The organism is Emcibacter sp. (assembly GCF_048269205.1).
In the GTDB taxonomy this organism is placed as follows: Bacteria; Pseudomonadota; Alphaproteobacteria; order Sphingomonadales; family Emcibacteraceae; genus Emcibacter.
In genome coordinates this window covers 66,811-79,876 of sequence record NZ_JBLXJC010000004.1, presented here as the reverse complement: position 1 = coordinate 79,876, position 13,066 = coordinate 66,811, and the positions used below count along the sequence as shown (strand labels likewise).

9 protein-coding genes are annotated in these 13,066 nt (G+C 56.9%); 4 read left to right on the top strand and 5 right to left on the bottom strand.

Going from position 1 to position 13,066, the window contains the following annotated elements; genetic code table 11:
- The first annotated feature begins 18 nt into the window (after positions 1-18).
- Complete coding sequence (locus ACN0YD_RS14155) at positions 19-4,824, top strand: NAD-glutamate dehydrogenase (RefSeq protein WP_417320888.1); 4,806 nt, start codon at positions 19-21, stop codon at positions 4,822-4,824.
- A 68-nt stretch (positions 4,825-4,892) separates the two neighbouring features.
- Here ACN0YD_RS14155 and purH read toward each other — a convergent pair whose 3' ends face one another.
- The 5 genes from purH to htpX all read right to left on the bottom strand — a co-directional run bounded on the left by purH (position 4,893) and on the right by htpX (position 11,396).
- Complete coding sequence (purH, locus tag ACN0YD_RS14150) at positions 4,893-6,494, bottom strand: bifunctional phosphoribosylaminoimidazolecarboxamide formyltransferase/IMP cyclohydrolase (RefSeq protein ID WP_417320886.1); 1,602 nt, start codon at positions 6,492-6,494, stop codon at positions 4,893-4,895.
- 99 nt (positions 6,495-6,593) lie between these two features.
- Positions 6,594-8,309 (bottom strand): heparinase II/III family protein, encoded by a 1,716-nt coding sequence (locus ACN0YD_RS14145; protein WP_417320885.1) that lies wholly within the window; start codon positions 8,307-8,309, stop codon positions 6,594-6,596.
- An 82-nt stretch (positions 8,310-8,391) separates the two neighbouring features.
- A complete protein-coding gene (rpe, locus tag ACN0YD_RS14140) occupies positions 8,392-9,054 on the bottom strand; it encodes a ribulose-phosphate 3-epimerase (protein WP_417320883.1) in 663 nt (220 codons plus the stop codon).
- Between the two features lie 4 nt (positions 9,055-9,058).
- Positions 9,059-10,363 (bottom strand): 16S rRNA (cytosine(967)-C(5))-methyltransferase RsmB, encoded by a 1,305-nt coding sequence (rsmB, locus tag ACN0YD_RS14135; protein ID WP_417320881.1) that lies wholly within the window; start codon positions 10,361-10,363, stop codon positions 9,059-9,061.
- A gap of 79 nt (positions 10,364-10,442) precedes the next feature.
- Complete coding sequence (gene htpX / locus ACN0YD_RS14130) at positions 10,443-11,396, bottom strand: zinc metalloprotease HtpX (RefSeq protein ID WP_417320879.1); 954 nt, start codon at positions 11,394-11,396, stop codon at positions 10,443-10,445.
- A gap of 93 nt (positions 11,397-11,489) precedes the next feature.
- On the opposite strand from htpX, the gene ACN0YD_RS14125 reads away from it, so the two are divergent.
- Genes ACN0YD_RS14125 through ACN0YD_RS14115 form a run of 3 tightly spaced genes read left to right on the top strand, consistent with a single transcriptional unit; the run spans position 11,490 to position 13,041 of the window.
- A complete protein-coding gene (locus tag ACN0YD_RS14125; RefSeq protein ID WP_417320877.1) occupies positions 11,490-11,672 on the top strand; it encodes a DUF1674 domain-containing protein in 183 nt (60 codons plus the stop codon).
- A 44-nt stretch (positions 11,673-11,716) separates the two neighbouring features.
- Positions 11,717-12,529: a sterol desaturase family protein gene (locus tag ACN0YD_RS14120; RefSeq protein ID WP_417320875.1), complete on the top strand. Its 813-nt coding sequence runs from the start codon at positions 11,717-11,719 to the stop codon at positions 12,527-12,529.
- Positions 12,526-13,041, top strand: a complete 516-nt coding sequence (locus ACN0YD_RS14115) for a SixA phosphatase family protein (protein WP_417320873.1) — start codon at positions 12,526-12,528, stop codon at positions 13,039-13,041. The genes ACN0YD_RS14120 and ACN0YD_RS14115 overlap by 4 nt, the downstream gene beginning before the upstream one ends.
- Positions 13,042-13,066 lie beyond the last annotated feature (25 nt).

Below are 13,066 nucleotides of genomic sequence, written 5' to 3'. Positions count from 1 at the left end.
AGATCAAGAGGAATTATTGTGAACAGCTGGGCACAAAAAGACAACCGCATCGACTCCGTCGTCAGTTTCGCCACGGAGCGAATGAAAAACGCCGACCAGACAGGATTTCCTGACTTTGTCCGGCACCTTTATGAAAACGCTTCCCCCGACGACCTGATCGATCGCCCCGTTGACGAACTCTACGGCATCGCCCTGTCCCTGTGGAAATTCAGCGAGGACAGGGAGCCCGGCGAGACAAAACTCAGGGTCTTCAATACCACCCTGGAAGAACATGGCTGGCAATCTTCCCACACCGTCGTGCAGATCATTAATGATGATATGCCGTTCCTGCTGGACTCCATCACCTTCAATCTTCTGGAGGAAGGCTGCGACCTGCATATGTTGTTGCATCCGATCCTGAAAAACCGGCGGGATAACAAACACCGGCGCAGCAACAAAGGCGGCCATCAGATCACGGAATCCGTGATGCATATCGAAGTGACGGCGATGACCGATCCGAACCAGTTGAAAGCTTTGGAAGAAAAGCTCCTGCAGGTCATGAACTTTGTCACCAGCGCCGTTGCCGACTGGAAACCCATTGTCGGCAAAATGGAAGAAATGATCGACAACCTCGACCATGCCCCCAAAAGCGTGCCGCGCGACGAGGTGGAAGAAGCACAGAACTTCATGCGCTGGCTGATCAACGACAACTTCACCTTCCTTGGCTATCGGGAATATGACCATGGCAAAACCAGGGCCGCCACATCGAAAGAAGCCGGCTTCGGCATTCTGAGAGATCCCGATGTCTATGTATTGCGGGGCCCGGAAGGGCTGGTGCCGGTAAGCCCGGAAATCGAGCACTTCATGAGCGAGCCGCAGGTCATGCTGGTGACCAAGGCCAATGTGAAATCCCTGGTCCATCGGGTCGTCCATCTGGATTATATCGGCTTCAAAAAATACGACAGCCGCGGCAAGCTAATCCGCGAGGCCCGCTTTGTCGGCCTGTTCACATCCGATTCCTATATTGAACGGGCGCGCTCCGTTCCCTATCTCGGGCGCAAGGTGGAAAAAGTCATCGCCCGCTCCGGCTTCCAGCCCGGCAGCCACAATGCCCGCAGCATGCTGCATATTCTCGAAACCCTGCCCAGGGACGAGCTGTTCCAGATTGAAGAGGACCAGCTTTTCGAAACCGCCATGGGTATTCTGCATCTGCATGTCCGGCCCAAGGCGCGCGCTTTCATCCGCAAGGACAAGTTTGAACGCTATGTCTCGGCACTGGTTTTCGTACCCCGGGAAATCTATGATTCAACCCTGCGCGGCAAAATCGAAGCCATTCTGTGCGACGCCTATAACGGGGAGTTGTCCTCCCGCTATGCCCAGCTCAGCAATGACCGTTCCGCCCGCTGGCATTTCATTATCCGCACCAAGCCGGGCAATGTCCCCAATCCGAACCCGGAAGATATCAACCGGCGGATCGAGGAAGTGGCCCAGCGCTGGAACGACTATTTACAGGAAGTGCTGACCGAACGTTGGGGCGAGGAAAAAGGCAACCAGTTGTTCAACAAATACAGCAGGTCCTTCAACTCTGCCTACCGGGAGTCTTTTGATCCCCGTTTTGCGGTCACAGATGTGGAAAAGCTCGAGCTTTTGCCGGCCTGCGATAATATCCAGTTCAACCTGTTCCGGATCGCCGAGGATCCGGATCATATCATCCGGCTTAAAATCTATACCAGTCACCAGACCATCGCCCTCTCCGACTGCCTGCCCATGCTGGAAAATATGGGTCTTCGGGTGATTGAGGAAATGGCCTTTGACCTGAACGTGCGGGAAAATGACACAGAGGTCCTGCATGTAATCCATGACTTCTTCCTTGAGGATGTTCACCGCCACTGGACCGATCTTTCGGAAATCAAGGACCGCATGGAAGATACCCTGCGCATGGTCTGGCTTGGTCGTATCGACAATGACGGCTTCAACAAGCTGGTGCTCAGGGCCGGGCTCAACTGGCGGCAGGTTCTTGTCCTGCGCACCTACAGCAAGTATATGCGGCAGCTCGCCCTGTCCTACAGCCAACGCTATATGCAGGACACGCTGACCCAGCATGCGGAAATCGCCACCTGCCTGGCGGAGATGTTCGAGGTCAGTTTCCGCACCGATCTGGATGAAGGGATAGACCGGGACGCTGAACGGGACCGGCTGACGGCCCAGATCCGGGAACTTCTGGAACAGGTGGACATCCTCGACCAGGACCGCATGCTGCGCAGTTACCTCAATGTCATCAGCTCCACCCTGCGCACCAATTTCTATCAGCTGGATAAAGACGGCCACAACAAATCCTATGTGTCCGTCAAGATCAACAGCCGGGAAATCAGGGAGGCCCCGAAACCCAAACCCTATGCGGAAATATTCGTCTATTCCCCGCGGGTAGAGGGTGTTCACCTGCGGTTCGGGCCGGTGGCCCGCGGCGGCCTGCGCTGGTCGGACCGGCGGGAGGATTACCGCACCGAAGTGCTCGGCCTGGTCAAGGCCCAGCAGGTGAAAAACACCGTCATTGTGCCGGTGGGCGCCAAGGGCGGCTTTGTGCCCAAGATGCTGCCGGAAAACGGCAGCCGGGAAGAGATCCTGGAAGAAGGCATCGCCTGCTACAAAACCTTTATTTCCGGCCTGCTAGACATTACGGACAATCTGCAGGATATGGACGTCATCCCGCCGCAGAGTGTGCTCCGCCGCGATGGCGACGATCCTTATCTGGTGGTGGCCGCCGACAAGGGTACAGCCACTTTCTCCGACATCGCCAACAGCCTGGCACAGGACTATGGCTTCTGGCTTGACGATGCCTTCGCTTCCGGCGGCTCCCAGGGCTATGACCACAAGAAAATGGGCATTACCGCCCGCGGCGCCTGGGTATCCGTACAACGGCATTTCCGGGAAAAGGGAATCAACGTACAGACAGATTCCATTACCGTAGCCGGCATCGGCGACATGTCCGGAGATGTGTTCGGCAACGGCATGCTCTGTTCCGAAGCCATCAAGTTGATCGCCGCTTTTGATCACCGTGATATTTTCATCGACCCCGATCCGGACCCGGCCAAAAGCTTTGCCGAACGGGCGCGCCTGTTCGCTCTTCCGCGCTCGAGCTGGCAGGACTATAACGAAAAACTGATTTCCAAAGGCGGGGGCATCTTCAGCCGCCGGGCCAAGTCCATTTCCATCAGCAAGGAAATCGCCAAACTTCTGGATATTCCGGCGGATCAGAAAAACATTACACCCAACGAATTGATCCGTTTCATTCTCAAGTCCCATGTGGACCTGATGTGGTTCGGCGGCATCGGCACCTATGTGAAATCCAGCCATGAAAGCAACGGCCAGGTGGGCGATCGCGGCAATGACGCCATCCGCGTGAACGGCCACGATCTGAACTGCAAGGTCATCGGCGAGGGCGGCAATCTGGGCTGCACCCAGCTGGGCCGTATCGAATTCGCCCTCAAGGGCGGCATGCTCAATACAGATGCGGTGGATAACTCAGCCGGTGTCGATTGTTCGGACAATGAGGTCAACATCAAGATCCTGCTCAACAGTCTGGTGTCCGATGGTCACCTGACCCGCAAGCAGCGGGACAAGCTGCTGGAGGATATGACCGATGATGTGGCTGAAATAGTACTGCGAGACAACTATTTGCAGACCCAGGCCATCAGTGTCGCCCGGGCCGCCAGCATTCGCGAACTGGACAGCTTCGTTCGTTATATGGATGACCTTGAAAAAGAAGCTCATCTTGACCGGGAGCTGGAATTCCTGCCCAGTGATGACGAACTGATCGAACGGGAGGAAAAGGAGCAGGGCCTGACCCGGCCGGAAATTTCCGTTCTGATCGCTTATGCCAAGATGTGGTTGTATGACCAGTTGCTCGCCAGTGACTTCCTGAATGACCCCTATCTGGAAAAATATCTGTCGGGATCTTTCCCGGCTCGACTGGGTAAAACCTACGCCGAGGCCATTGGCAATCACCGGCTGCGCCGGGAAATCATCGCCAAGGAGCTCTGCAACGATATTGTTAACCGGGGCGGCATCCATGACATCATGGAAGAAACCGGCGCCTCGCCGGCGGAAATCGCCCGGGCCGCCATCATCGGCCGGGAGGTCTTCGATCTTGACAGCCTGTGGAAAAAAATCGAGGAACTGGACTATATTGTGCCCGCCACCATCCAGATCCTGTTGCTGATGGATGTGGAGGAGTTCGCGCGCAGGCAAACCATCTGGTTCCTGAACAATACGGACCCGAAACAATCTATAAGCGGCATTATAAAACAGTATCGTCCGGGCATCAAAAAACTTTTTGATATGCCCATTGTCGTACAGACCACCCACGAGGAAAGCCTCAAGGCCAAGATCGCCATGTATTGCGAACAGAGCGTGAGCGAGGACCTGGCCACTCACATCAGCAATCTGGAAATGAAAGTGGCCGCCTGTGACATCGTCCAGGTCGCCGAAGAACAGAAACGCGATGTGGTGGATGTGGCCAAGGCCTATTTCATGCTGGGCGATGAAATGGGCTTTGACTGGCTGCGTGACCAGGCGGAAATGGCCGAGACTGCCGATCACTGGGACCGTCTGGCTGTGAAAAGCGTCGTCAGCGACCTGCTGGACCAGCAGAAGCTTCTGACCAAACGCACCTTGCATGAAAGCAAGAACCGGTCGTCTCTGGCCGCTGCCAAGGAATGGCTGGCGGAATCCGAAGCCGCCACGGCCCGCATCCAGAAACTGATCCGGGAATTCCAGATGTCCGGCCATATCAATGTGACCAAGCTGGGCTTTGCCGCCCGCCAGATCAGGAATGTGCTGATCTAGACATCCTTTGGCTGACAAAAGAAAAGGCCGCCCAAATGGCGGCCTTTTTTGTCATTTCCGGGAACCGCCTAGTGGCGGAAATGGCGCATGCCGGTCAGGACCATGGCCAGGCCGCGCTCGTCGGCGGCGGCAATGACTTCCTCGTCCCTGATGGACCCGCCCGGCTGGATCACAGCGGTTACGCCGGCCTCGGCGGCACTGATCAGGCCGTCAGCAAAGGGGAAGAAGGCATCGGAAGCCACCACAGAACCCTCGGTCATCACAATATCGAGATCTGCAGCGTCTGAGGCGTCCTTCGCCTTGCGGGCAGCGGTGCGGGCACTGTCCACGCGGCTCATCTGGCCGGCGCCGATGCCCACGGTGGCTTCATCCTTCACATAGATGATGGCATTGGATTTCACATGCTTGCATACGGTAAAGGCAAACAGCAGATCTTTCAGTTCCTGCTCGCTGGGCTCCCGCTTGGTGACCACTTTCAGGTCATCCATGGCAATCTTGCCGTTGTCGCGGCCCTGCAGCAGATAGCCGCCGGCCACAGATTTGATGATCTGGCCGGCTTCACGCGGATCAGCCATGCCGCCGGTCAGCAGCAGGCGCAGGTTTTTCTTGGCTTTCAACAGCGCGACTGCATCCTCGTCGGCTTCCGGCGCGATTACCACTTCGGTGAAAATCTGGGAAATTTCCTCGGCGGTTTCCGCATCAAGCCGCTGGTTGAAAGCGATAATGCCGCCAAAGGCGCTGACCGGATCGCAGCGCAGGGCTTTGTTATAGGCATCGATCAGGCTGTCACCCCGGGCCACACCACAGGGATTGGCATGTTTGATAATGGCCACTGCCGGGCCTTCCTGGGCACCGAATTCACTGACCAGCTCAAAGGCGGCGTCAGTATCATTGAGATTGTTATAGCTCAGTTCCTTGCCCTGGACCTGTACGGCCGTGGCAATGCCCGGACGCGGTTTCGCAGAACGGGTGACATAAAAGGCCGCATCCTGATGCGGGTTTTCACCATAGCGCAGGGTTTGTTTCAGGGTCGCGGTCAGATTGAGGCGTTCCGGATAGGTTTCGCCCAGTTCGCCGGCGAACCAGCTGGAGATAGCTGCATCATAGGCGCCGGTGCGGGCAAAGGCCTTGGCCGCCAGTTTTTTCCGCAGCTCACCGGTTGTGGCGCCCTTGTTTTCCGTCATGGAGGCCTGCACCGCCTCATAGTCTTCGGCTTCCACCACAACGGTAACGAATTTATGGTTCTTGGCGGAGGAACGGATCATGGCCGGCCCGCCGATATCGATATTTTCGATACAGGTGGCAAAGTCGGCACCCTTTTCCACGGTTTCCTCGAAGGGATAAAGATTGACGACAAGCAGGTCGATGGCGCCGATATCATGCTCCTTCATGGAAGCCACGTGGCCTTCATCATCCCGGAGCGCCAGCAGTCCGCCGTGAATTTTTGGATGCAGGGTCTTGACCCGGCCGTCCATCATTTCCGGAAACCCGGTATAGCTTGCCACTTCCGTCACCTTCACACCGGCATCGGCCAGCATTTTGGCGGAACCGCCGGTGGACAGGATTTCCACACCATGACTTTCGAGAAATTTTCCGAATTCCACCAGGCCGCTTTTATCGGAGACGGACAGAAGTGCCCGCTTAACAGGCTGCAGAAGCTTGTCGCTCATAAATCTTTCCTTCACTTTTCTTGCTCTGTCAGGGCATGTACTGGATCACCGGACATGACGCAAGACCTAATTGCCCGAAATCCCCGATCATCTGCCGATTCAGGCATCCATGATACGCCGAATTCCCCATTTCACCGTGGTATTGCCGCTTCCCGCCACGGAAGAGAGGACAATCTGCCGACTGCCCTGCATTCGTCCCGGCGCCCCCAGATAGAGGCTGTCCTCAAGGGACATTTCCGCCCCGGAAGACATGAACATCCAGACTTCGTCATCAGGCAGGCGAAGCTTGATCTTGTTGCGGTTCTCGAGAACACTGGCCGCCACGTCGGGATGAAGATGAAAACGGATGTCAAAGGGCAGCCCCTCGACCCGGGAGGACGTCACCTCCAGAATATCCTCACCGCGTAGGTCATCCCCCGCACTATTCAGATAGAGAAGCCGCCTGTGCCTGCGGCCAAACCTGTTTTCATATCCATTATGGCAACAGTCCAGCATTGCATCGCCGCGCTCCTCGAGCCTGCGGCTACTGACAACTGTGGGGCCCGCCCCGATCAAACCGTTTTCCAGGAGCTCGCTGCTGTTGCGATTGTTCAGCACAAGTGTGCTGTGCGCCGCGGTAATGCGGGAAATGGCGAACAGATCGGTATCCTCTTCCCGGGGAGAGAAAGCGCCGCTGCCGCAATTGACGATAATCCGCTGGCCCAGGCGGCTCATTTCAAAGGACAGGGTACCCGTATGACAGTTGCGGCTGATATCCGGCAGGGCCGGCGGACCGCTGTCTATAATCAGCGTCGTACCGGCCTTCTGCAGCCGCCTGAAACCGGCCTGTACAGCGTCTTCCTGCAGGGGCTCCACCGGACCCGCCGCCTCGAGGGTCTGACGTATATCCTCTTCCGATCCCTCATTTGCGCCGTTGAACAGGGCAAGCCTGCCGTCTCCATGGCACAGCATGCGCAACAGGCCGGCCAGCCGGTCTATGGCCGCCACCAGCTCTTCCGGAATCTTGTGGCCCATGCTGCGACAGGCGGACTTCAACATGATGAGATCCTTGAGCAGCCTCAGCACATCGTCCGGATCGCGGCTTGATACACCGCCATCGGGAAAAATCTCTTCCGGCAGTTCCCGCTTCAGCAGGGATATGCCCCGCTTCAGCCAATCTTCTCCATGGGGGATATAAAGACCGGCCTGGATCAGGCCGGAGATGGCCAGCAGCCGATCGGGGCCGGGCGGAAAATCGGAACTTTCATGCATCAGATGCCGGGCCTGCCGGGCCATGCCGTTGAGAACCCGGCTTCTGTAAACAAGGTCATCCGTATCCATAACCAGCGGCGCATAGGCCAGCCAGTTGATGATCCGCCGGCCGGCGAGATCGGCCCGCCAGGCATATTCATCCCAGCTCTCATAGCGGTCAAGCCAGGCAATGACCAGTTCCTCGGCACGCTTGCGGGCGCCAAGGCGGTCCACGGCCCGGTTCAAATCCCGAAGCCAGGCAAAGCTTTGCAGATGATCCCGCCACTGGTCGGACAGGTTGTCCGCAGCCCAGATTTCACTGGCTGTCCATTCCCCGTTGTCCCGGGCCGGGTTACGCAGAACCTGTCCATTGCAATGAAACCGCCGGGCCAGGATATGGGCGCCACCGGCAACCGTCCCCTGCCAGGGATCTCTGGGCGTTCCCAAAAGCCGCAGAGGATGCTTGCCCTTGAGTCGCATGTCATAGTAACGGGACTTATATCCCGCCTGGCGAACAGCTGATTTAAAACGGGCCGGCATTTTTGCGGAAAAGGGACGCACGGATGGGCGGCGCAGTTCTGCCATTAGTCTGTCTACTCCGGGAATATCTGGTTGTCCGGGAGCATATCACAGGAGCCAAAAAATATAACAGGGAATTTGAAGAACCTTATTCGCCGCGCAGGGCCCGGATGTTCTCCGCATAGTGTGACGGTCCGCCGGTGAAAGTGGCGGTTCCGGCCACAAGCACATCCGCCCCGGCGGCGACGGCCTGCTTTGCGGTTTCCACATTGATGCCGCCATCCACTTCCAGATCAATCTGGCGACCGCTGTCATCAATCATCTTTCTGAGACGGCTGATCTTCTCAAGCTGGCTTTCAATGAATTTCTGGCCGCCAAAGCCCGGGTTCACACTCATCACCAGGATCAGGTCCACCAGGTCCATGACATTTTCCACCATTTCCAGCGGCGTGCCCGGGTTCAGGGAAATTCCGGTTTTTTTATCCAGTGACCGGATCAGCTGCAGGGTGCGGTGAAAATGCGGTCCGGCTTCGGGGTGAATGGTAATGATGTCGGCGCCGGCATTGGCGAAATCCTCGATAAACAGGTCCACCGGCGAAATCATCAGATGAACATCGAAGATCTTCTTTGTATGAGGCCGCAGGGCCTTGACCACAGACGGGCCGATGGTGATGTTGGGGACAAAATGACCATCCATTACATCCACATGGATATAGTCCGCGCCGGCCGCATCCACCGCCGATACCTCGGCGCCGAGAGCGGCGAAATCCGCTGACAGAATGGAAGGAGCAATCTTTGTCGCCTGCTGCATGATATCACCCGTCTTTTTTCAGCCTGCAGATATAAAATCCGTCCATCCCGCCGGGATAGTGGAAGGGCAGGGTCTGCAGGTCCCCGTCCGGTCCGATGCTTTGTTCAAGACCGGGCACTTCTTCCGGTCTGATCCTGTCCCTGTTTAGCGGCAGGTCGCTTTCCAGTAAAGCCCTTATCTGATCCGGGCCTTCCGCCGCCTCCATGGAACAAACGCAATAAATCAGGGTGCCGCCCGGGGAAAGCATGTCCACCGCGGCCGCAAGAACCCGGCGCTGAATATCGGCAAGACTTTCGACGTCATCGGGCGACTTGTTCCAGGCCATATCGGGATGACGGCGCAGGGTGCCACTGGACGAACAGGGCGCATCCAGAAGAATATAGGGAAATAGCTCCTCCGGCCGGTATTCCGCCGCATCCGATACGACCACATCTACATCGAGGGAGAGGCGGGTCATATTTTCCCGAAGGCGCCGCAGACGTTTGTCCGAAATATCCACCGCCGTCACTTTACAACCTTTTGCCGCACTCTGGGCGGTTTTACCACCGGGCGCAGCACAAAGATCAAGCACCCGGGCCCCCTCCCGTGCTCCCAGCAGTTCAGCGGGAAGCCGTGCCGCAAGATCCTGCACCCACCAGTGACCTTCTTCAAATCCCGGCAGTTTTTCCACCTGACCGGCGCGTTCAAGCCGCACACCCTTGAAGGGGGTGACAGTTCCGCCCAGCTTTTCCGCCCAGGCTTCAGGGTCTTCCCCCGGTTTCAGGGTCAGGTCCAGGGACGGTTCCTCAAGAAGGGGGGGCATGATACGCCGGGCCGGTCCCTTGCCGAACCGTTCGATCCAGCTGTTGCGCAGCCATTTCGGCACATTGAGGAACGGATCGGCGAATTTTTCCGCAACTATTTCCCGTTCCCGATCCACCCGCCGCAGAACGGCATTGACCAGGCCTTTGAGTTGCCGGACCGACTGGTTTTTCTGTTGATCCGCCAACCGGACACTGCTGTCCACCGCGGCATGGGCCGGCACTTCCATATATAGAAGCTGGGTCAGGCCAAGCTGCAGGATGTACCGGATTTTCGCCTGTTTCGGCGTCAGATTGCGAGGAGTGCAGAAGTTGATTATGGCGTTGATCTGGCCCTGACGCCTGAGGCAGGTGGTCACCAGATAGCGGACAAAGGCCCGGTCCCGCTGATCCAGCTCGGGATATTTCCGGCAGCAGTTTTCAAAAGCGCCGTCGAGGGCCTGACCCCGGTCCAGAATCTGTTCCAGAAGATAAAGTGCCGCCAAACGACTTTGCAGATCCTGTGCCACGACCGGGATAACCTTTCCATTCAACTATGAAGAGGGCAGTAGCACAGGGCCCGGGGAATGCCAAGCTTTTTGCGGGTGTTTAGCGCCAGGGACCGCGGCCCGGTGCCCGCCCGGCATTGGGTACGGAAGACCCGCCGCTACGGGGTTTGGGACGCGTACGGGGACGATCATAGTCGATGGGTCCCCGGCCGCCGCCGCCCGGGGTGGCCATTTCCTCAAGCTTGTGGATCCGGTTCTCCATATTGGGATGGGTGGAGAACAGCTTGTCCATATTCTGCCCGTGCAGCGGATTGACGATAAACAGGTGAGCCGTGGCCGGGTTATGTTCCGCCTCTTCATTCACAATACGTTCGCTTGCGCCCTGCAACTTACCCAGGGCCGAAGACAGCCAAAGGGGCTGCCCGCAGATTTCAGCGCCGATACGGTCCGCTTCATATTCCCGGGACCGGCTAATGGCCATCTGAACCAGCATGGCGGCAACGGGGGCCAGGATCATCACCAGCAACGTTCCGATAAATCCCAGCGGATTATTACGGTTATGGCCGAAAAACATGGCAAAATTGGCCAGCATCCCGATAGCACCGGCCAGGGTTGCTGTGATAGTCATGGTCAGGGTATCGCGGTTTTTCACATGGGCGAGTTCGTGAGCCATGACCCCGGCGATTTCTTCCCGGCTGAGAATTTTCAACAGTCCTGTGGTCGCCGCCACCGCCGCATTTTCCGGATTACGGCCGGTGGCAAAGGCATTAGGCTGGTCATTATCCATCAGATAGACTTTGGGCATGGGCAGTCCCGCCCGTCGGGCAAGCCCCTCAACGATATCGTATAGCTCCGGGGCGCTCTGACGATCCACTTGCCGGGCGCCATACATGGAGAGCACCATCTTGTCGGAGTTCCAATAGGCAAAGGCGTTCATGGCCAGCGCCAGCATAAAGGCAATGACCAGACCGCCGGACCCGCCCAGCACATAACCTATGGCCAGAAAGAGGCCGGTCATGCCGGCCAGCAGAATGGCAGTTCTTACATATCCCATGGCTTTCCTCACATGCTTTCAGACTACGGTCCCGCTATGGGGCCATCCCCTTGCGATTCCCGTAATAATTCCTATCTAATATGGAAATGGACAATGATTTTCACAAGAGGCCGGGCGATGGACGATATAAAAAACAAGGCGGAAGCCACTGACGACAAGAAACAGGTGAAAAAAGACGCGCCTGAAACACCGCCGAAGGAAATCGGCGGACGGGAAGGGCCGGACCCGGTCCGATATGGGGACTGGGAAAACAACGGTATCGCCTCTGATTTCTAGAAGTTGTTTCGGATTACTATTATAACAAGCCTGATTGGTACCATATGAGTGACTGGCTGACAAACAATGCAGACATGATCCGCCTGGGAACCTTCCTGGGCCTGTTTGGTCTGTTTGCCCTGCTCGAGGCCCGAAGCCCCTTTCGCACGAACCAGTTTCCCCGTCATTTTCGCTGGCTCACCAATATTGCCGTCGTCGTCGCCGGCACCCTGGCCCTGCGGCTGCTTCTACCGGTCATGGCGGCCGGGACCGCCTGGTATGCGGGCGAGCATGGATACGGGCTTTTCAATATTCTTGGCCTGCCGTTGTGGGTTTCCGTACCTCTCGGGCTGCTCCTGCTTGATTTCACCATTTACCTGCAGCATGTGACCTTTCACCATGTGCCACTCCTCTGGCGGCTGCACAAGATACATCATACGGACCTTGATCTGGACGTGAGTACCGCCCTTCGCTTTCATCCGTTGGAGCTTCTGTTGTCCATGATGATCAAAATGTCCGTTGTTTTTGCCCTGGGCCTGCCGCTGGTCGCCGTCATCCTGTTTGAAATGATTCTCAACGGCATGGCCCTGTTCAACCACAGCAATCTGCGACTTCCGGAAACGGTCGACCGCGGACTGAGAAGACTGATCGTGACCCCGGCCATGCATACGGTCCATCACAGTTGTCACACAGATGAAACCAACAGCAACTATGGATTCAACCTGTCATGCTGGGACAGGCTTCTGGGAACCTATCGCGACCGGCCCGCGGCGGGCTATGGGCATATGACGATCGGTCTGCAAAATTACCGGAAAATCGGCGAGCTCGGTTTTCTGTCCCTGCTTCGTCTCCCGTTTATCAAAGAGGAAAGACCATGAAACGGCTTCTGTTGTTGCGCCATGCCAAGTCAAGCCATGACGATCCCGGCCTCAGGGATATCGAACGGCCACTGAACACCCGCGGCGTGATGGCGTCCCATCTTATGGGCCGTTACCTGCAGGAACATAACCTGGTTCCCGACTATATCCTTTGTTCACCGGCGGTGCGCACCCGGCAAACACTCAAGAATCTGGTTCAGCATCTGGAACGCAAGGTACCGGTCTCTTTTCCTGACGGCCTTTACCTGGCCCAGCCCAGCATGGTGCTGGATATGATCCGGGAACTGGATAATAAATACGACACTCTTCTATTGATCGGCCACAACCCGACCATCAATCTTCTGGCCCATGATCTCAACGATGGCAAAAACCGGGAAGATCATCGGCGGTTGATCGAAAAATACCCCACCGGCGCCCTGAGCGTGCTGGACTTCAAACTGAAAGACTGGAACGAGGTGGACAGGAAGGTGGCGCGACTGAACCGTTTTATCTGCCCTAAAGATTTGATTTAAAACCCATTTGAGTTAAACTGTCCCG

What these genes read in the sequence shown, in the direction of transcription:
- purH (WP_417320886.1), bottom strand. Translation starts at nt 6,494, where the DNA reads ATGAGCGACAAGCTTCTGCAGCCTGTTAAGCGGGCACTTCTGTCCGTC.
- ACN0YD_RS14145 (WP_417320885.1), bottom strand. Translation starts at nt 8,309, where the DNA reads ATGGCAGAACTGCGCCGCCCATCCGTGCGTCCCTTTTCCGCAAAAATG.
- rpe (WP_417320883.1), bottom strand. Translation starts at nt 9,054, where the DNA reads ATGCAGCAGGCGACAAAGATTGCTCCTTCCATTCTGTCAGCGGATTTC.
- htpX (WP_417320879.1), bottom strand. Translation starts at nt 11,396, where the DNA reads ATGGGATATGTAAGAACTGCCATTCTGCTGGCCGGCATGACCGGCCTC.
- ACN0YD_RS14125 (WP_417320877.1), top strand. Translation starts at nt 11,490, where the DNA reads ATGATTTTCACAAGAGGCCGGGCGATGGACGATATAAAAAACAAGGCG.
- ACN0YD_RS14120 (WP_417320875.1), top strand. Translation starts at nt 11,717, where the DNA reads ATGAGTGACTGGCTGACAAACAATGCAGACATGATCCGCCTGGGAACC.
- ACN0YD_RS14115 (WP_417320873.1), top strand. Translation starts at nt 12,526, where the DNA reads ATGAAACGGCTTCTGTTGTTGCGCCATGCCAAGTCAAGCCATGACGAT.